Here is a 17049-nt window from a genome sequence, read left to right on the forward strand (position 1 = left end):
ATATCAAATAAATGAAACTTATTAAAAACCCATACGTAAATGAAGGGAATCACTCTGTTTAAGGAGGTAGAACCATGGTATTGATCATGCGGCTCATTCTTTTGGCTCTCATCATTTTCTTAATATATACAGTTATCAAATACCTATTTAATCCGAAAAGAAAATTAGAACTTGCACATGAACAGAAAAAGTTCTTTCTGCTCGACGATACAGCCAATATACGAAAGAATTTTTTATTGACGTACAACGGGGTGATGTTTGAAGGGGAAAAGTATTTAGGGACGACGGAACGCTCCTTCGAGGTCATCTCCATCTTCATATGGCCTAAAAAAACGGCCGGCCTGAAAGGCTTGAAGCGAAATGACTTCTTAAAAATCGAGGCAGCCATTAAAAAACAATATCCGGATGCCGTTATTGATTGGAAGAGCCCAGTTAAGGAGTTTTTACAAAAATGAAAAAAATTAAACGTAATGAAGAGCCTTGAGAAAAATGGACTCAAGGCTCTATATTAATCATCTGAACGAAAAAATTCCTTCCAAGGGACGACCGTCTGCTTCTCTCTCAATAAATAGATCAATAAGGTTAAGGATAATAAAATGATGACGATCATCGTTGGACTGAAATCTGCAATATAGTGGCCAAAAACCGTGTATACGAATGCTACAGGGAGATTGGTCATGAAGGATAGATAAAAATAATTTTTCAGCCCTTTATTGGATTCCAATAAGCAAAGCGACAGTAAGTAAAAGTGTATGAATGGTATTAGCCTCAGTACTGCAATTTGCCGACTATTTAGCTTTCGATTTCCAAACAGCTTATTCTTTAGCCGCAGCAGCCTATCCTTTGTTTTCGGAAATTTGCCTATCACGAAATAAAAGGCCATACTGGACAATGTCAAACCGATTACCGAATAGATGGTTCCAAAGGCTGCCCCGAATAATACTCCGCCAGACATGCAAACTACAATGACGGGAATGAATAAAAATTGCCTTAATAAATGAAAAGTGATAAAAATCAACGGTGCAAACACGCTGCCAGATTGAACGTAGCTCATCACAAGTGTCAGTTTATCATTCATGCTCTCCCTCCAGCTACTCTTTGCTGCTTCTACAAAGCATATACATCATACGGGCTACATATTACAATTGAATGAATATCTTGATCAATAAGGCTATCTGAAGAATCATCAATAGGGGCAGGCCCCACTTAAAAGCGGCATGCTTCGTCTTATGGCGGAATTGTTTCATCCCCAAAAAGGACCCAGTCCCCCCGCCTATGACCGCCCAAAACCAAAGTGTCCTTTCGCTGATCCGGTACTCCCCATTACGCGCTTTCCTTTTGTCGATTCCCATTAAGGCAAATCCGATGATGTTCGTGATGATCATATAAGCAGCAATGAACCATACTCCTTGCATTCTCATTCCCTCCTTTAAATATGTAAAAAGCCACCCTCTTGAAAAGAGAGTGGCTGTATCAGTCAGACTTATTTGTCTAATTGTTGTTTAGCAGCAGTTGCTAATTGAGCAAAAGCTTGTTCGTCAGCAACAGCAAGATCAGCAAGCATTTTGCGGTTCACTTCGATACCAGCAAGCTTTAGACCATGCATTAAACGGCTGTAAGAAAGACCGTTGATGCGTGCTGCAGCGTTGATACGAGTGATCCAAAGTTTGCGGAAATCACGTTTCTTTTGACGACGGTCACGGAAAGCATAGTTTCCTGACTTCATTACTTGTTGGTTAGCTACTTTGAAAAGAATATGTTTCGCGCCATAGTAACCTTTAGCTAATTTTATTACCTTTTTACGACGTTTGCGAGTAACAGTACCGCCTTTTACACGTGGCATGTTATTTCCCTCCTATTTAACTCGATAAATCGAACTTATTTAATGTTGTCTAGCATATGACGAATACGTTTGAAGTCACCTTTGCTTACAAGGCTAGCTTTGCGAAGCTTACGCTTTTGCTTAGTAGATTTGTTAGCAAATAAATGGCTTGTGTAAGCGTTAGAACGCTTAAGTTTGCCGGATCCAGTCTTTTTGAAACGTTTAGCAGATCCGCGGTGAGTTTTCATTTTAGGCATAAGGTATTCCTCCTCATTACAAATTACTTTACAATTACTTTTCGTTTTTCGGTGCTAAGATAATGAACATGCTGCGCCCGTCCATTTTTGGGTGTTGCTCGATTGTAGCCACTTCTTTACATGCTTCAGAAAAACGAACGAGTACACGTTGACCAATTTCCTTATGTGTAATGGCACGTCCTTTGAATCGGATAGAAGCTTTTACTTTATCGCCTTTTTCAAGGAATTTAATACCGTTGCGAAGCTTCGTATTGAAATCATGTTCTTCAATCGTCGGGCTCAAACGAACCTCTTTCAGACTGATGACTTTTTGATTTTTACGTGCTTCCTTGTCTTTCTTTTGCTGCTCGAAGCGGTGTTTTCCGTAGTCCATGATCCGGGCTACCGGAGGCTTTGCATTTGCAGCAACTAAAACTAGATCAAGATTTACACGAGCGGCAATTTCCATTGCTTCGAATTTCGTTTTAATTCCAAGTTGTTCTCCGTTTTGGTCAATAAGACGAACTTCACGGGCTCGGATGCCCTCGTTTACCATCGCGTCTTTACTAATAGTTAGCCACCTCCAAAGATATTGGCGAATACGAATATTTGAATAAATTCGGTCACGCTCACAACTCGCTTACAGGATATAATCATAATAAAAAAGTGTGGATGCATGCTGCACCCACACTGATAGACTCATTCAGAAAGATCCAAATAATCAAATCATGACCTGTTAACTGCATTGTTTGCGTCAACCAGGTGAGAAGCGGGTGCTTCTTCTTTTCATCAAACACGTATTCAATTCACTTTAGAAATATATCATAAACACTGATGACTTGTCAAATGCTAAATTTTATTCGTTTTTCACAACAAAATTAATATTATCAGACATTCAGTTATTTGACAATACGTTTTTTAAAGTAATTTGGACAAAAAATATTCATCATGATACTTTCCATCAAAAAACAGTGATTCCCGCTTTATTCCTTCCTTTTCAAAACCCATCTTTCGATATAAGGAAAGCGCAGGGGCGTTGTTTGCGATCACGGACAATTCCAGGCGACGTATTTCGTTTGTCCGTGCATGCTCCTCCATTTTCTGAAATAGCTTTGTACCGATGCCTTTTCCTCTGTCCTGTTCATTGATGCCGATGACGATTTTGGCCGAATGCCTCGTTCGGCCCATTTGATTGCCCAATAAGATTAGGTAACCTTTCAACTCATGACCGCTAGCAGCAACGAGGAAAACGGAAAGGGGACTTTTTTCAATTTGCTCCATTTGCTTTTCCATTTGTTTCCCCGTCGCTTTTCTTTCCCCAGGGTTGAACAGCATATACCCGGAATCTTCAACATGATTGAACAGAGCAGCCAGGTTACCCGCGTCTTTCCTTGAAGCCTTTCTAATCTCCATTTATCCCCACTCCCCCTTTGGTTACAGACCATACTGATCGAGGCGATCAAATGCTAAGAGTTTTCTTTCGCCTTTTTCTTTTTCTCAATGGTGTCCCAGGAAAATAGGACTATCCAAAAAAGCAGGACCGGGACAATGGCATATTGTCGATAATCATCCCATAACAATAAGATGATGATGACAAGAAATGTCGGTCCGAATAGATAAGAAAATTTCTTTTTCATGCTGACCCTCCTTTTCATTGCTGTACATATTTTCACATGATGGTTTCATTTTATCATGCCTTAATTAAAAAGAGGGACACAACTATATGTGCCCCTCTTTTTGCTTTTAACGACTCACTTCCGCCTTAATCGCTGAAACGAAATCTTCAAAAGCGATCGTTTCGGATTTTTGTTCACCGTATTTACGTACATTCACGCTGCCTTCTTTGACTTCATTGTCTCCAACAACCAGCATGTACGGGATTTTTTGCATTTGCGCTTCACGGATTTTGTAACCGATTTTCTCGTCACGTGTATCCAGGTCGACACGAATGCCTTGCGCTTTAAGTTTTTCCTGTACTTCTTTCGCATAATCCAAGTGCACTTCAGGTGAGACCGGGATCACTTGCGCTTGGATAGGTGCAAGCCAAGTCGGGAATGCCCCCTTGTATTCTTCGATCAAGTAAGCGACAAAACGTTCCATTGTGGAAACGACGCCGCGGTGGATAACAACCGGACGGTGCTGCTTGCCGTCCTCACCGACGTAATTAAGATCAAAACGTTCAGGAAGCAAGAAATCAAGCTGAACAGTGGAAAGCGTTTCATCTTTCCCTAAGGCAGTACGCACCTGAACATCAAGCTTAGGACCGTAGAATGCCGCTTCACCTTCCGCTTCAAAGTAATCCAGGCCAAGTTCATCCATGGCGCCTTTTAACATGCTTTGTGCTTTTTCCCACATGTCATCATCATCGAAGTATTTTTCTGTATCCTGAGGATCGCGATAAGACAGTCGGAATGAATAATCCTTGATATCGAAATCTTTATATACTTCCAGAACCAGGTTCACAACGCGCTTGAACTCTTCTTTGATTTGGTCGGGACGGACGAAAATGTGAGCATCATTCAATGTCATTCCACGTACACGCTGAAGGCCTGAAAGGGCACCTGACATTTCATAGCGGTGCATCAAGCCTAGCTCGGCAATCCGAATTGGCAGTTCGCGGTAGCTATGGATACTGTTTTTATAGACCATCATGTGATGCGGACAGTTCATCGGACGCAGGACAAGCTGTTCGTTTTCCATCTCCATGACAGGAAACATGCCGTCCTGGTAATGATCCCAGTGTCCAGATGTTTTATAAAGGTCCACGCTTCCCATTACAGGTGTGTAAACATGGTCATAGCCCAATCGTTCTTCCTTGTCCACGATATATCTTTCGATTGTCCGACGGATGGTCGCGCCTTTTGGCAACCACATCGGCAACCCTTGCCCCACTTTCTGTGAGCTCATGAACAAGTTCAATTCTTTGCCGATTTTACGATGGTCACGTTCCTTGGCCTCTTCAAGGAAACGCAGGTGTTCGGCCAAATCTTCTTTTTTATAGAAAGCCGTACCGTAAATGCGTTGAAGCATTTTGTTTTTGCTATCGCCTCTCCAGTATGCTCCAGCGATGCTCAATAGCTTGAACTCTTTGATTTTCCCCGTTGATGGAACATGAATTCCACGACAAAGGTCAAAGAATTCACCCTGCTCATAAAGCGTTACCTGCTGATCGGCAGGAATCGCATCGATCAACTCCAATTTATACTCGTCGCCGATTTCTTTAAAACGGGAAATCGCTTCATCACGACTCACTTCGATGCGGGAAATTTCCAAGTTTTCGTTGACGATTTTCTTCATTTCTTTTTCAATCAATGGAAGATCTTCGGGAGTCAATGATTCCTCCAGATCCATATCATAGTAAAAACCGCCCTCAATGACCGGACCTACGCCGAATTTAGCGTTTTTGTACAAACGTTTGATCGCTTGTGCCATCAAGTGTGCTGTACTGTGACGCAATACTTCAAGAGCATCCGCCGCGTCCTGTGTGACGATTTCGATTGTACCATCTTGTTCAATCGGACGTTTCAAATCATATAATTCACCATTGAATTTTCCGGCAATGGATTTTTTCCTTAAACCAGGACTGATGGATGCAGCGATGTCTTCAGTTGTTGTGCCTTTAGCAAACTCCTTAACCGCTCCGTCAGGAAAAGATATTTTCAGTAATTCTGACATTCAGTTTCACTCCTTCTTATTGTTCGAACAAATTACAGGTTTTTGATTCCATTACAACACAAAAAAGCCCGCCCCTGTATAAAACAGGGACGAGCTTAGTAATAAATATCATTAACCCGCGGTTCCACCCTCGTTCCAGCTTGCTTTTCACGGCAAAATGGCACTTGTAACTTGGTAACGGCAGCTTCCCGTCAGCTCATATTCGCAGAATGCCTGCTTTCCGAGCCGAAGTTTAAAGGTGGTAAGTGTTCCATGCGAATAGGAAGCTTACAGCCTGTTGGCTCCCCTCTCTGATAATCGGCGACTAGAATACCCTTGTCCTCATCATAACTTTTAGTTTTTTAATAGTATGTAGGAAATTATAATTTGTTATACGGTGAAAATCAAGGTTAATTTTCTTTTTTCCACGAAAGATCATTCAAATGCATCGAAAATGACGAAAGTGGCAAGATGGTCGCCCGTTCTTCGAAAATCCTTGAAATGGTCTGGATCAGTCCTTCTTCCTTGTCATCGGTATAGATGCACAAGTTTTCGGGAGCAATCGATAAAAGCGGGGCAAGTATCACCGTATCGAGAAAAAGTGAACTTTTGACAAGAAGTCTCCTGTCGATCATACTATTGATTTTTGGCCGGTCGAGTTTGCTGAATTTCTGATCATAGAAATGAAAACCATCCCGGTTGACCAGGTGCAGCTTTCTTAATTTCGACTCCTGCCCATGAAGGCAATCACGGAGAGTGGCAATGAAATTTTGATAGTCCTGTTCCAGCTTGTATTCATCAATCGCCTTAACGACATACTTTTCCAAAGTGTGCTGAAATGATTTTAAACGGAAGGTCGTAAAAGAATCGAATGAAAAAGATACCTTTCCAGCCAATATGCTTTGAAGTCCTTCCTCAATCAATCGTTTCTCCGTACTGAATGCTCCATCTTGATTCCTGGCTCTTTCCACCTCGATGATCGATGATGCAATTTCAATGATGGCTTCAATTTCTTCCCGTTCCCTATAAAAAAATTTACCGACTATTATTTGCTCCAGAACAGGAATCGTCTTTTCTTCCAATAAAAAAGAATGAAATGCATCACGAAGCAGAATTAGCCATTTATCACCTGAAGACTTCGTCATATCCACATGCATGCCTTGTTGCGGAAGAAATCGAATGTATGCTTGAAATTCTGCCCCCAGTGGATGGACAGAAACAAAATTCAGTAATTTCATTGCCTCTGAATCGTTTTGAAACGAAATTTGCACTACGACATCCCCCCTTCCCCCTTGCCTCTTTGTTCATGTATATGGGGATGGGGACGTGTTTAGAAGTAGGATGGGCCTTGTAAAAGAAAAAAGTGACCTCCATTAAGAGACCACTTTCCTTCATCTTCTCCGATTCAAGCCATCCAGCTTGACCGGCTCCGCTAAATATTGAATTCTTTCCATTATCCTGGCCGCCTTCACTTCTTCCTTCTCACCACGCTGTGAAAAGGTTAGGTGGTTCTCCAGGCCATTCAGGTCAAAATTCGAAGTGAAAAACGTCGGCAGGTTTTCCAGCATCCTAAATTGCAAAATCGGACCAAAAACCTCATCGCGTCCCCAGCTCGTCATGGACTCCGCTCCAATATCATCCAGCATGAGAACAGGTGCCGTTTTCACCATCTCAATTTTTTCATTGACCGTATTATCACCTATCGACCCCTTAAGTTCCCGCAAGTAGTCAGGGACATAGACAATAAGGGAGGAAATTTGCCTTTGTGCAAGTTCATTGGCAATCGCACCTAATAAGTACGTTTTCCCAACACCGAATTTCCCATATATATATAAGCCTTTTTGCATTTTACCTGGCTCATATTCCATAATGAACGACATCGCCTTGCTTAAAACACCCAAGCGTTTGTTTTCATTATCCGTTTGGGTAAAGTCCTCAATGGTCGCCTTTAAAATATCCTTCGGTACATACAGGCTGCGGATCAATTTTTCCCGTTTCCGCTTTTCATCCTCTGCCAATTTCCGCGGGCAGATTTCATAATTCAGGTTCAGGGCCTTCCCTTGAACCACCAATTTGGGATAATACCCTTGCATCATATTGATGCAGCCATTCAAGCTTGGACATTTATCACATTTATTGCTTTGTGTAGTGAACTCATAAAGCTTCCCCAAGTTTTTATCAATCATTTCCTTCGTGACCGTCGAACTGTTGGCATTCAAAAATAACCGCACTTGTTCGTCTTCAAAAATCTCCTGTTTCAGCTTTTCATAACGTTGTTGAAATTGGTTTGTATTGGCCAATTTATTAAGGGATCTATTAATCTTTTCCATCGTTCATTTCACCTCCTGCTTTCCACTGCTTCCATTTCTCCTGTAGCTCGCGTTTCTGGGCATTCAATTCAGGCTGATCTGCATTCTGCTCCAGCTGTGCTTCTTCTTTTTTCTCAAGCCACTCCGGAACCACTTCTTCCCGTATCGCCTTTTTCCGGCTGCCCTTCGCAGCATTCCTGCTTCCTTGAGCCCAGTCCTGATATTTCCTATGTTCATTTTTAGCTAGTTCCATCGCCTCGACGACCGTAGAGACCTTCAGCCGTGCCCAATGGCCTGCCAGCTTTTCCACATAGCCCTTCGTGAACTTCATATCCGTTTTGAGCATGACGTATTCAATCAAGACATTGACGACACCCGGATTCAGCTTTTGATTGATCATCACGCCCTCAACCACTTTTAAATCACCGCTTGATGGCTCTGCGCCTCCAGACAATTGCATCAGTCGCTCCCTTGGGGAAATCGTCTCCAAATGACGGATTAACTCTTGTTCCTGTGTTTTCGGTTCTTCTTTTTGTGTCCGTTCACGAATCGGCTGCACCCGATTGACTAGGGAAGGCATATCTGCCTGCCGTTCGATCTGGTACCAGTCCCTTGCCGCCTTTCTGAGCACTTCCTCATCGATTTCATCATCCAATGAAACGGCATCCATTACTAGTTTTTGCATTTCCAGCGGATCAATGCCATATAAAAAAGCAAGTTTGGCAATCGTACTTTTTATTTTCGGAGTAAAGGCCTTTTTCGGTACGATTGAGGATTTCATCCCGGCAAATAAAAGGTCAAAATCAAATAAGTCATCAAATCCCGATGGCTCGACGCCTTCCGTCCGATCGATGAATTGCTGTTCAGGCATCGGTTTCCATTCGTCCTTCGCTTCATCCGTTACATATAAAGAGTCCAAATGATCTGATGAGAATACTTCCGCAAAAGATTTAGTCACACCTTCATATTGATCGGTTAAGATATGATCATCACAAAAGAATCTCTTTAACCGGTTGAATTGCGCTTTGCCGATTTTTTTGTACAAGTAAATATTCAGCATTCCATCCGTGAAAAACTGCTGCGGGGAAAGCGGCGGGTTTAACTCATAGATGAATTCCTTCGTTTCATTTTTCGATTTCTTATATACATTCAACAGACCAATTCCTTCAAGTAAAAGGCGTGCTTCGTAAATATCACCTAACTTAAGGCCGATGGTATTCATTAATTGATAATGTGAGGAGGTTTCCGACCATAGCCTGTTTTCCTCCAGCTCACTCCATAACGTCATATATAGGCTAATACAGATAGGTCCAATAAGAGGTTGATATAGTCGGGTAAGTATTTTCCGATCATAATCATGAAGCAGCCCCGCAGATGAGACCAAATATGAATCCGCTGGGAGCAATTCTTGCCAATGCATTGACATCTCCATTCAAACCTTTCAAAAGATGTAGTGAAAAAAGAGCCAAAGTGAATCTTCAGCTCTACTTTCTTTCCTTATTTATTAAATCTTTCAATTCATCGATAAAGACATTGATATCTTTAAATTGCCGATAGACGGATGCGAACCTTACATAGGCAACCTCATCGACTTCCGCCAGCTTGTCCATCACCATTTCGCCGACATTGTCGCTTTTCACTTCCGATATGCCCTGATTGCGCAGTTCTTTTTCTACATAACTGGTAATTTGCTCTAGTTCCTTCAAGGGAACCGGGCGTTTTTCGCAAGCCCTGATTAAGCCACGCAGGATTTTATCACGACTGAACTCTTCCCGTGTCCCGCCCTTTTTCACTACAATAAGCGGTGTTTCCTCCACCTTTTCAAATGTCGTGAATCGAAAACCACATGCCTCACATTCACGGCGTCGTCGAATCGATTTACTTTCATCGACTGGCCTGGAATCGAGCACTCTTGTTCCGTTATATTGACATGATGGGCATTTCATCATTATCAGCTCCGTATTTTATGTAGGACTCCCCTATCTAAATGTTCCCCAAGGATTTACTTCTCTATCTTAATCTTATATTAAAAGGAACGGCCAGTACAAGTAAAAAGTGTAACTTCCAGCAGCAGGCACTTTTGTTCTGCCCTTGGAGCACCTTTGTCAAGGTCTTTGTGCTACACGCAATCATTAGCTATAAAGTGAAGCAGGCTGCCGATTCATTGCATTAAAAAAGAGATGCACCCATGGCATCTCTGTGTATACGTGTTTTTTATAGGGCACTTATATTAGCTTTTTTCATTTGTACAGGACCTAATCCACGTGGTAATTCTATGTTTTCACGTGTTTGCGCATTCAAAGCTTCTGCAATATAATCTGCCGCAATATTCGGATCCAAGTTACCGCATGTATAGACATCGATGCTCGCATAGCCGTGTTCTGGAAAACTGTGAATCGTTAAGTGTGATTCAGAAATGATGACAACCCCGCTGACCCCTTGTGGAGCAAATTTGTGAAAGGCAACTTCTCGTACCTCTGCACCTGATTTCAAAGCAGCATCAACAAAAATCTTTTCAATTAAATCGATATTGTTCAGTTTTTCAAAGTCACAACCCCAAAGTTCAGAAATGACATGTCTACCCATTGTTTCCATAGTGTAAGCTGTTTCCATATTAAGCTTCCCCCTTACCATGATTTAAAAATAAGTTCTGATAACTACCACGGGGGAAAGTTAGTCCAAAGAGGTCCTAACCCTTTAAGTAGCCATCATGCAAACCGCTTTGGAAGAAGTTCACGATTCATAGTATATATGCTTTGAATTTTTTTTGCAACTCCAAATTGAAATTCTGGAAAGATAAACTTTATATGTAATAGGGATATAGCGAAGGTTCCAATGTGGGGGAAATTCTGTTTTCGGGGTTTATTCAGCGCCTTAAAGCAGCAAGGAATTGATGGATCACTGCATTAAAAATAGCCCGCTAAAAAATTTTAGCAGGCTCGATTTTTTCATTATTGTACTGATAATTCGACTTGGGAAGTTTTTTTCAATTCGGATCCAACCAATTTCACAAGGTCCACTACCCGGTTGGAGTAACCCCACTCATTATCATACCAGGCAAGGACTTTCACTTTCCTGTCCCCAATCATCATCGTCGTCAAACCATCGATGATTGCAGAGTGAGGATTCGTTTTGAAATCACTGGAAACTAAAGGTTCCATCGTGAATTCCATAATTCCTTTGAGTTCATTTTCTGAAGCATCGATGAAGGCTTGGTTCACTTCATCAATCGTGACATCACAGTTTAAATCCACCACAAGATCGACTAGAGATACGTTAGGTGTCGGTACGCGTAATGCCATTCCATGAAGCTTGCCTTTTAATTGCGGCAACACTAGTGAGATGGCTTTTGCAGCTCCTGTAGTCGTAGGAATGATGCTTTCCGCAGCAGCACGGGCACGTCTTAAGTCTTTGTGCGGGTTATCGATATTATTTTGATCATTTGTATAAGAATGGATCGTTGTCATTAAACCGTTGTTTATGCCGAATTTTTCATCAAGCACTTTTGCAACCGGTCCAAGACAGTTGGTTGTACAAGATGCATTGGATATGACGAAATGCTTGTCGATTTCCAGCACTTCCTCATTAACACCCATTACAATGGTAACGTCTTCATTTTTACCCGGCGCTGATAAAATAACTCTTTTTGCTCCTGCATCTAAATGAAGAGCCGCTTTAGAACGATCATTGAATTTGCCCGTAGCTTCAATTACAATATCTATGTTCAACTCTTTCCAAGGCAATAGCTTTGGATCGCGGTTATTTATTAGTTTTACTCGGCGGCCATTCACTACTAGTGAATCATCTTCCGCTATAATGATACCGTCGAATTTACCATGTATCGTATCATATTTTAGTAAGTGTGCTAAAGTTTCAGCTGGATAGCTTGCATTAATGGCAACAATGTCCAAACTCTCATCTAATATGGCCTTTCGGAAAACCATTCTTCCAATTCTCCCAAACCCGTTAATCGCTATTCTTGAATTCATTGTTCGGACCCTCCAGAAAATATTAATGTTATACTTATTACCCTTCACATGTAATTAGTATAACATAATTCAAAGGAATTGTGCTAATAAAAATGCGGATTGTACTTATTTTTTCAACACAAAAAGAAGAAACCGGGTGGTTTCTTCTTTTTATCATGATTATATGACATGCCATTCGCTAAGTATGGACTTCACTTGCCTCTTCGTTTCATTAATGTCCCCATTATTGTCGATGACGGCATCCGCTAAAGCCTTTTTATCGGCCAAGGGCATTTGCGAATTGATCCTGGCAAGTGCCTCCGTCTCCGAAAGACCATTCCTGTTCATTAATCGCTGCAATTGAACTTGCTCATCCACATAGATCAAAAGCGTCTTTTCCACCATGAATGTCAGCTTACTTTCGAATAGGAGCGGAATATCCATGAACACCGTTTCTTCCCCTGATGATAGTGCCTCTTCCGTTTTGAGGCGCATCCAATTCCTGACGGCAGGATGCACGATGCCATTCAATAGCAATCTCTTTTCCTGATCATTAAATATGATCGACCCGAGCTTTACGCGATCTATATTCCCATCCGGCAATAAGATATCTTCACCAAATGCCTTCACAACTTGATGATAGGCTTCTTCACCTGGCTCAACGACAGCACGGGAAGCTAGATCTGCATCGACAATCGTGAATCCGAGTTCCTGTAAATAAAGGCTGACGGTGCTTTTCCCACTGGCGATGCCTCCGGTGATTCCAATGATTTGTCCCATAAGCTCCCCCTTTTAACCATGTATCATAACTTGAATAAACCGATGATAATCAATAGTACACCTGGAAGAAAGGACAAATGCTGGACAACTTTATTATTTGAAAGCAATTTCCCGCTTTGAATTCCGCTCCAAATGAAAATTGAACTCATAACAGCGATGCACCCTGCGAGGATAATCGGTGAAATGCCGATCATAGCCGCTCCAACTCCGGCTCCGAACGCATCCAGCGAAAGTGCAAACCCCAGAACAAGCGCTTCAACACCCGTAATCGTACCTGATTTATCAAAATCGGCATTCAATGGTTTTTGTAAAATATTAATGACGACCCCAAGTGATTTAATTTCAAAATTAAAGATGATCTTTTCATGATATCTATCATCTTTCAAATCTTTTTCAGGCTTAAAATACTGGTATACCATCCAGGCACCAAGGAAAATGAGGATGATGCCACCCGTTTTTTCTGCCGCCCCGATCGATATGAGCTGACTGATGAATTGTCCGATGACCATCGCAATACCTAAACTCAATGCAGAACAAAATGAGATGACCGCTATTGACCTTAAGGGGATTTTCATCTTCCGCATACCGAATGTCAAACCTACGCCAAATCCGTCAATACTAACTGCAAAAGCGAGAAAAATAATTTGTAGCCACATCGGAATAATACTCCTTCCCTACTCGTTGCTACCCTAGTATATGGATGGAGCCCATCCGATGTGTTTGAAAAAACATTACCTATTTTAGCGGCTGGCATGACGGGCAAATATGTGTGCCGCGTCCTGCAACAACCAGTTTTTCAAGAGGCGTGCCGCATGTTTTGCAGTTCTCGCCTTTTCGGCCATAAACATTCAGTTCCAACTGAAACATGCCGATTTGCCCTTGGGAATTAATGTATGAACGAATCGTACTCCCGCCTTTTTCCACAGCTTCACCTAACGTCGCAATGATTTCTGCATGCAACGTTTTGATTTCCTGCACCGAGAGTGAAGAAGCGATTCTCTCCGGATGGATACCGGAACGGAATAACGACTCGTCTACATATATATTCCCAATCCCGACGACAACCGTTTGATCAAGGAGAACGGGCTTGATTTTCCTGTTGGTTCTTGCCAACTTGCTACTTAGCCCCTCGACAGTAAAATCTTCAGACAACGGTTCAGGCCCTAAATGCAACAGTGGCAACCGCTCAAATTCTTCCCCTTTGGCAAACAGATGCATCGTTCCGAATTTCCGGACATCCCTGTACCTAAGTTCACTTCCATCCGTGAAAGTGAAAATCACATGGGTATGCTTATCATACGGCTCTTCTTTTGGATGCACGCCGTATTTCCCCTCCATTCTTAAATGCGAAACCAACGAATAATCATCCAAGGTGAAAATGAGGAACTTGCCCCGACGGCCTATTCCAGAAATTGTCTGTCCCCTTAAAGCATCCTGAAACTGTTCGACAGGTTCAGGCGCTTTTATGATCTTTGGCCAGAAGACTGACACTTCCTTGATCTCTTTTCCGAGCACGAGCTGCTCTAACGTTCTTCTGACTGTTTCCACTTCTGGAAGTTCTGGCATTGCAATCACCTATCTTTTATTATTTGGCATCAAACCATGTTGGCCCGAAAGCATAATCCACTTTAAGGGGCACGTTCAATTCAATGGCATTTTCCATTTCCTCCGGAACGATCACTTTAAGGATTTCGAGTTCCTCAGGAGGAGTTTCAAAAATCAATTCATCATGCACCTGAAGAAGCATTCTCGTTTTAAGACCTTCCCGTTTCAGGCGCTTATTCATGTTTATCATGGCTAGCTTGATGATATCCGCGGCACTGCCTTGAATCGGCGTATTCATCGCTGTCCGTTCGGCAAAGCTCCTGATGTTGAAATTCCTGCTTGTTATCTCAGGTATATAGCGCCTTCTTTGCATCAGAGTCGTGCTATATCCTTTTTGACGGGCCTCATGTATGCTTTCTTCCATATATTCCTGAACACCAGGAAAGCTTCTTAAATACTTCTCGATGAACTCTCCGGCTTCTTTTCTCGTGATGCCAAGACTTTGCGATAGCCCGTAATCACTTATACCATAAACGATTCCGAAGTTGACCGCTTTGGCATGGCGCCTCATGTTCGACGTGACTTGCTCTGCCGGTACATGGAATACATCCATAGCTGTCCTTGTATGGATGTCCATCCCGGCTTGGAACGCTTCCACCAATCCGCTGTCATTGGCGATATGCGCCAGGACGCGTAACTCGATCTGGGAGTAGTCGGCAGCAAAAATGATCCAATCCTTTTCGGAAGGAATGAAGGCCTGCCTGATTTTCCTGCCTTCTTCCAGTCTGATCGGGATATTCTGCAGATTGGGATCTGTAGAACTTAACCGGCCGGTCTGGGTCAATGCTTGGTTGAACCGGGTGTGCACCTTGTCCGTTTTGCCATTGACCACTTTAAGCAACCCTTCAATATAAGTTGATTGCAACTTACCAAGCTGGCGATACAGCAATATCTCCTTAACGATATCATGCTTGCTCTCCAGTTTTTCCAGCACATCGGCTGAAGTCGAATAACCTGTTTTGGTTTTCTTCATGACTGGAAGCTCCAACTTTTCAAACAGGATGGCCCCGAGCTGTTTAGGTGAATTGATATTGAACGCCTCTCCTGCCAAATCAAAAATTCGGGCTTCGATGTTTCTTAAGCGAATGGCTAATTCCTGTCCCATGTTTTTCAATCGGCCTATATCCACCTTGATTCCCTGCCATTCCATATTGGCCAGGATGATCGACAGTGGCAGCTCCAGTTCCGTAAATAGGTGAAATTGCTCGAACTCTTGCAGCTTATCAATCATCGGTTCTTTCAGAGAAAGGATCGCCTTCGATTTTCTGGCGATATGCTCCCTCAATTCCGCTTCCTCAGGTATTTTGCGTTTTGCACCTTTTCCATAAAAAACATCATCTGTTTCAAGACGGATCGCACCTTGTGTTTTCGTGATTTCTGCCACTTCGTCCACTGACTCTGCGGGATTCAGGATATAGGATGCCAAAAATACATCAAAATCGATGCCCTTTATTTCAACTCCTCGATGACGCAGTGCCACAACCGTACGCTTCGCATCGAATACCGTTTTCTTTTTTGTTTCATCCTCTGCCCAGGATTTAAATGCCCCGGAACTCAGAGCATCATCCCCATTGAAGTAAAAATTACCTTGTTCATTACTAATGGCGATCCCCATTATATCGGCACGATGATAATTATCTTCTAAAATCTCAACATATAAAGCACATTCATCCGCAAACATTGCTTCTGTCATTTCGGCAGTGTGCACCTCTATCTTCTCCTGTTCAAGCGGTGCACTTTCCGTTACATCCAATTTATCGAGCAAAGTCGAAAATCCAAGCTCCTTATAGAATGAGATGACTCTATCCTGGTCAATGCCAGTGTACTCGGTCTCGTTTACGGAAACTTCAAGCGGCGCTTCCCTCGTTATCGTAGCCAACTCTTTGCTTAATAGGGCCAGGTCTCTATGTTCTTCTATTTTCTCTTTCAATTTTTGTCCGCTTACCTCATCAATCGACTGCAGAAGGTTTTCAACCGTTTCAAATTGATGCAATAATTTCAGGGCGGTCTTTTCACCAACACCCGGAATACCGGGAATATTGTCGGAAGCATCTCCCATCAGCCCTTTTAAATCAATGATTTGCAAAGGGGATAGACCGTATTTTTCATGTATATGCTTTGGAGTGTATTCCTCAATTTCAGTAATCCCCTTTTTCGTGATGGAAACCGTCGTACTAGGGGAGGATAATTGTGTTAAGTCCTTATCACCGGAAATGACCTTCACTTCAAAACCATCTTTTTCCGCTTGTAAAGACAGGGTACCGATAATATCATCGGCTTCGTAGTTCTCCAGTTCATACCTTTTTATTTGAAAACAATCAAGCAGTTCGCGAATGAAAGGGAATTGCTCCGATAATTCTGGCGGCGTTTTTTGGCGCCCACCCTTATATTCTTTAAATGATGCATGTCTGAATGTCGTTTTACCCGCATCGAATGCAACAAGTATGTGCGTTGGCTTTTCTTCTTCAAGAATGCGGTTGAGCATCATGGTGAATCCGTACACGGAATTCGTATGGACCCCCTTATCATTATTCAAGAGCGGAAGCGCAAAAAACGCACGGTATGCAATGCTGTTTCCATCTATGAGTACTAACTTTTTATCCAAATCCGTCTTCCTCCAGTCATACAGGTTTATGTAGTTATAGCTTCTATATAAAAACGCAAAAAGCCGTTCA

19 protein-coding genes and 1 other annotated feature are annotated in these 17049 nt (G+C 42.3%); of the genes, 1 reads left to right on the top strand and 18 read right to left on the bottom strand.

The genetic code is table 11. From position 1 onward, the window contains the following. Positions 1–74: 74 nt before the first annotated feature. On the top strand, positions 75–455 hold the full coding sequence (locus J7J00_RS11940; protein WP_214790897.1) for a sigma-w pathway protein ysdB: 381 nt from the start codon (positions 75–77) through the stop codon (positions 453–455). Between the two features lie 53 nt (positions 456–508). Here J7J00_RS11940 and J7J00_RS11945 read toward each other — a convergent pair whose 3' ends face one another. From J7J00_RS11945 to polA, 18 genes are all read right to left on the bottom strand, one after another. Then, positions 509–1078, bottom strand: a complete 570-nt coding sequence (locus J7J00_RS11945; RefSeq protein WP_098370002.1) for a TVP38/TMEM64 family protein — start codon at positions 1076–1078, stop codon at positions 509–511. Between the two features lie 61 nt (positions 1079–1139). After that, on the bottom strand, positions 1140–1415 hold the full coding sequence (locus J7J00_RS11950; RefSeq protein WP_214790898.1) for a DUF1294 domain-containing protein: 276 nt from the start codon (positions 1413–1415) through the stop codon (positions 1140–1142). Positions 1416–1483: 68 nt separating this feature from the next. Beyond that, positions 1484–1843, bottom strand: coding sequence for a 50S ribosomal protein L20 (gene rplT, locus J7J00_RS11955; RefSeq protein ID WP_034309067.1), 360 nt, complete (start codon positions 1841–1843; stop codon positions 1484–1486). 35 nt (positions 1844–1878) lie between these two features. Then, the gene (rpmI, locus tag J7J00_RS11960; protein ID WP_034309070.1) at positions 1879–2079 is read right to left on the bottom strand and encodes a 50S ribosomal protein L35; all 201 of its coding nucleotides are present in this window, start codon (positions 2077–2079) and stop codon (positions 1879–1881) included. Positions 2080–2113: 34 nt separating this feature from the next. Beyond that, positions 2114–2614, bottom strand: a complete 501-nt coding sequence (gene infC, locus J7J00_RS11965) for a translation initiation factor IF-3 (RefSeq protein WP_214790899.1) — start codon at positions 2612–2614, stop codon at positions 2114–2116. 98 nt (positions 2615–2712) lie between these two features. Next, positions 2713–2849, bottom strand: a sequence feature (ribosomal protein L20 leader region). 127 nt (positions 2850–2976) lie between these two features. After that, positions 2977–3471 carry a GNAT family N-acetyltransferase gene (locus J7J00_RS11970; RefSeq protein ID WP_214790900.1) on the bottom strand — a complete coding sequence of 165 codons (495 nt, stop codon included), beginning with the start codon at positions 3469–3471 and terminating at the stop codon, positions 2977–2979. 53 nt (positions 3472–3524) lie between these two features. Further along, positions 3525–3695 (bottom strand): hypothetical protein, encoded by a 171-nt coding sequence (locus J7J00_RS11975; RefSeq protein WP_214790901.1) that lies wholly within the window; start codon positions 3693–3695, stop codon positions 3525–3527. 106 nt (positions 3696–3801) lie between these two features. Continuing rightward, positions 3802–5733 (bottom strand): threonine--tRNA ligase, encoded by a 1932-nt coding sequence (thrS, locus tag J7J00_RS11980; RefSeq protein WP_098369999.1) that lies wholly within the window; start codon positions 5731–5733, stop codon positions 3802–3804. A 389-nt stretch (positions 5734–6122) separates the two neighbouring features. After that, positions 6123–6983, bottom strand: coding sequence for a sporulation protein YtxC (gene ytxC / locus J7J00_RS11985; protein WP_214790902.1), 861 nt, complete (start codon positions 6981–6983; stop codon positions 6123–6125). Positions 6984–7103: 120 nt separating this feature from the next. Then, on the bottom strand, positions 7104–8042 hold the full coding sequence (gene dnaI / locus J7J00_RS11990) for a primosomal protein DnaI (RefSeq protein WP_214790903.1): 939 nt from the start codon (positions 8040–8042) through the stop codon (positions 7104–7106). Then, positions 8029–9441, bottom strand: coding sequence for a replication initiation and membrane attachment family protein (locus J7J00_RS11995; protein ID WP_286201308.1), 1413 nt, complete (start codon positions 9439–9441; stop codon positions 8029–8031). Before J7J00_RS11995 ends, dnaI begins: the two co-directional genes overlap by 14 nt. A 64-nt stretch (positions 9442–9505) precedes the next feature. After that, positions 9506–9967 (bottom strand): transcriptional regulator NrdR, encoded by a 462-nt coding sequence (gene nrdR / locus J7J00_RS12000; protein WP_057911467.1) that lies wholly within the window; start codon positions 9965–9967, stop codon positions 9506–9508. Positions 9968–10235: 268 nt separating this feature from the next. Then, complete coding sequence (gene speD / locus J7J00_RS12005; RefSeq protein WP_034311443.1) at positions 10236–10616, bottom strand: adenosylmethionine decarboxylase; 381 nt, start codon at positions 10614–10616, stop codon at positions 10236–10238. Between the two features lie 356 nt (positions 10617–10972). Beyond that, entirely contained in the window at positions 10973–12010 is a 1038-nt protein-coding gene (locus J7J00_RS12010) for a glyceraldehyde-3-phosphate dehydrogenase (RefSeq protein ID WP_214790905.1), read from the bottom strand. A gap of 159 nt (positions 12011–12169) precedes the next feature. After that, positions 12170–12769, bottom strand: coding sequence for a dephospho-CoA kinase (gene coaE, locus J7J00_RS12015; RefSeq protein ID WP_098369993.1), 600 nt, complete (start codon positions 12767–12769; stop codon positions 12170–12172). 23 nt (positions 12770–12792) lie between these two features. Then, positions 12793–13425 carry a sporulation membrane protein YtaF gene (ytaF, locus tag J7J00_RS12020; RefSeq protein ID WP_214790907.1) on the bottom strand — a complete coding sequence of 211 codons (633 nt, stop codon included), beginning with the start codon at positions 13423–13425 and terminating at the stop codon, positions 12793–12795. 79 nt (positions 13426–13504) lie between these two features. Continuing rightward, positions 13505–14335, bottom strand: a complete 831-nt coding sequence (mutM, locus tag J7J00_RS12025) for a DNA-formamidopyrimidine glycosylase (RefSeq protein WP_214790909.1) — start codon at positions 14333–14335, stop codon at positions 13505–13507. Positions 14336–14354: 19 nt separating this feature from the next. Beyond that, positions 14355–16979, bottom strand: coding sequence for a DNA polymerase I (polA, locus tag J7J00_RS12030; RefSeq protein WP_214790911.1), 2625 nt, complete (start codon positions 16977–16979; stop codon positions 14355–14357). Between the last annotated feature and the right edge of the window lie 70 nt (positions 16980–17049).

The organism is Bacillus sp. ISL-4 (assembly GCF_018613275.1).
GTDB classification, from domain to species: Bacteria; Bacillota; Bacilli; order Bacillales; family DSM-1321; genus Peribacillus; species Peribacillus simplex_E.

Coding starts and splice junctions, on each gene's coding strand:
- J7J00_RS11940 (WP_214790897.1), top strand. CDS start 75: ATGGTATTGATCATGCGGCTCATTCTTTTGGCTCTCATCATTTTCTTA.
- J7J00_RS11945 (WP_098370002.1), bottom strand. CDS start 1,078: ATGAATGATAAACTGACACTTGTGATGAGCTACGTTCAATCTGGCAGC.
- J7J00_RS11950 (WP_214790898.1), bottom strand. CDS start 1,415: ATGCAAGGAGTATGGTTCATTGCTGCTTATATGATCATCACGAACATC.
- rplT (WP_034309067.1), bottom strand. CDS start 1,843: ATGCCACGTGTAAAAGGCGGTACTGTTACTCGCAAACGTCGTAAAAAG.
- rpmI (WP_034309070.1), bottom strand. CDS start 2,079: ATGCCTAAAATGAAAACTCACCGCGGATCTGCTAAACGTTTCAAAAAG.
- infC (WP_214790899.1), bottom strand. CDS start 2,614: ATGGTAAACGAGGGCATCCGAGCCCGTGAAGTTCGTCTTATTGACCAA.
- J7J00_RS11970 (WP_214790900.1), bottom strand. CDS start 3,471: ATGGAGATTAGAAAGGCTTCAAGGAAAGACGCGGGTAACCTGGCTGCT.
- J7J00_RS11975 (WP_214790901.1), bottom strand. CDS start 3,695: ATGAAAAAGAAATTTTCTTATCTATTCGGACCGACATTTCTTGTCATC.
- thrS (WP_098369999.1), bottom strand. CDS start 5,733: ATGTCAGAATTACTGAAAATATCTTTTCCTGACGGAGCGGTTAAGGAG.
- dnaI (WP_214790903.1), bottom strand. CDS start 8,042: ATGGAAAAGATTAATAGATCCCTTAATAAATTGGCCAATACAAACCAA.
- J7J00_RS11995 (WP_286201308.1), bottom strand. CDS start 9,441: ATGCATTGGCAAGAATTGCTCCCAGCGGATTCATATTTGGTCTCATCT.
- nrdR (WP_057911467.1), bottom strand. CDS start 9,967: ATGAAATGCCCATCATGTCAATATAACGGAACAAGAGTGCTCGATTCC.
- speD (WP_034311443.1), bottom strand. CDS start 10,616: ATGGAAACAATGGGTAGACATGTCATTTCTGAACTTTGGGGTTGTGAC.
- J7J00_RS12010 (WP_214790905.1), bottom strand. CDS start 12,010: ATGAATTCAAGAATAGCGATTAACGGGTTTGGGAGAATTGGAAGAATG.
- coaE (WP_098369993.1), bottom strand. CDS start 12,769: ATGGGACAAATCATTGGAATCACCGGAGGCATCGCCAGTGGGAAAAGC.
- ytaF (WP_214790907.1), bottom strand. CDS start 13,425: ATGTGGCTACAAATTATTTTTCTCGCTTTTGCAGTTAGTATTGACGGA.
- mutM (WP_214790909.1), bottom strand. CDS start 14,335: ATGCCAGAACTTCCAGAAGTGGAAACAGTCAGAAGAACGTTAGAGCAG.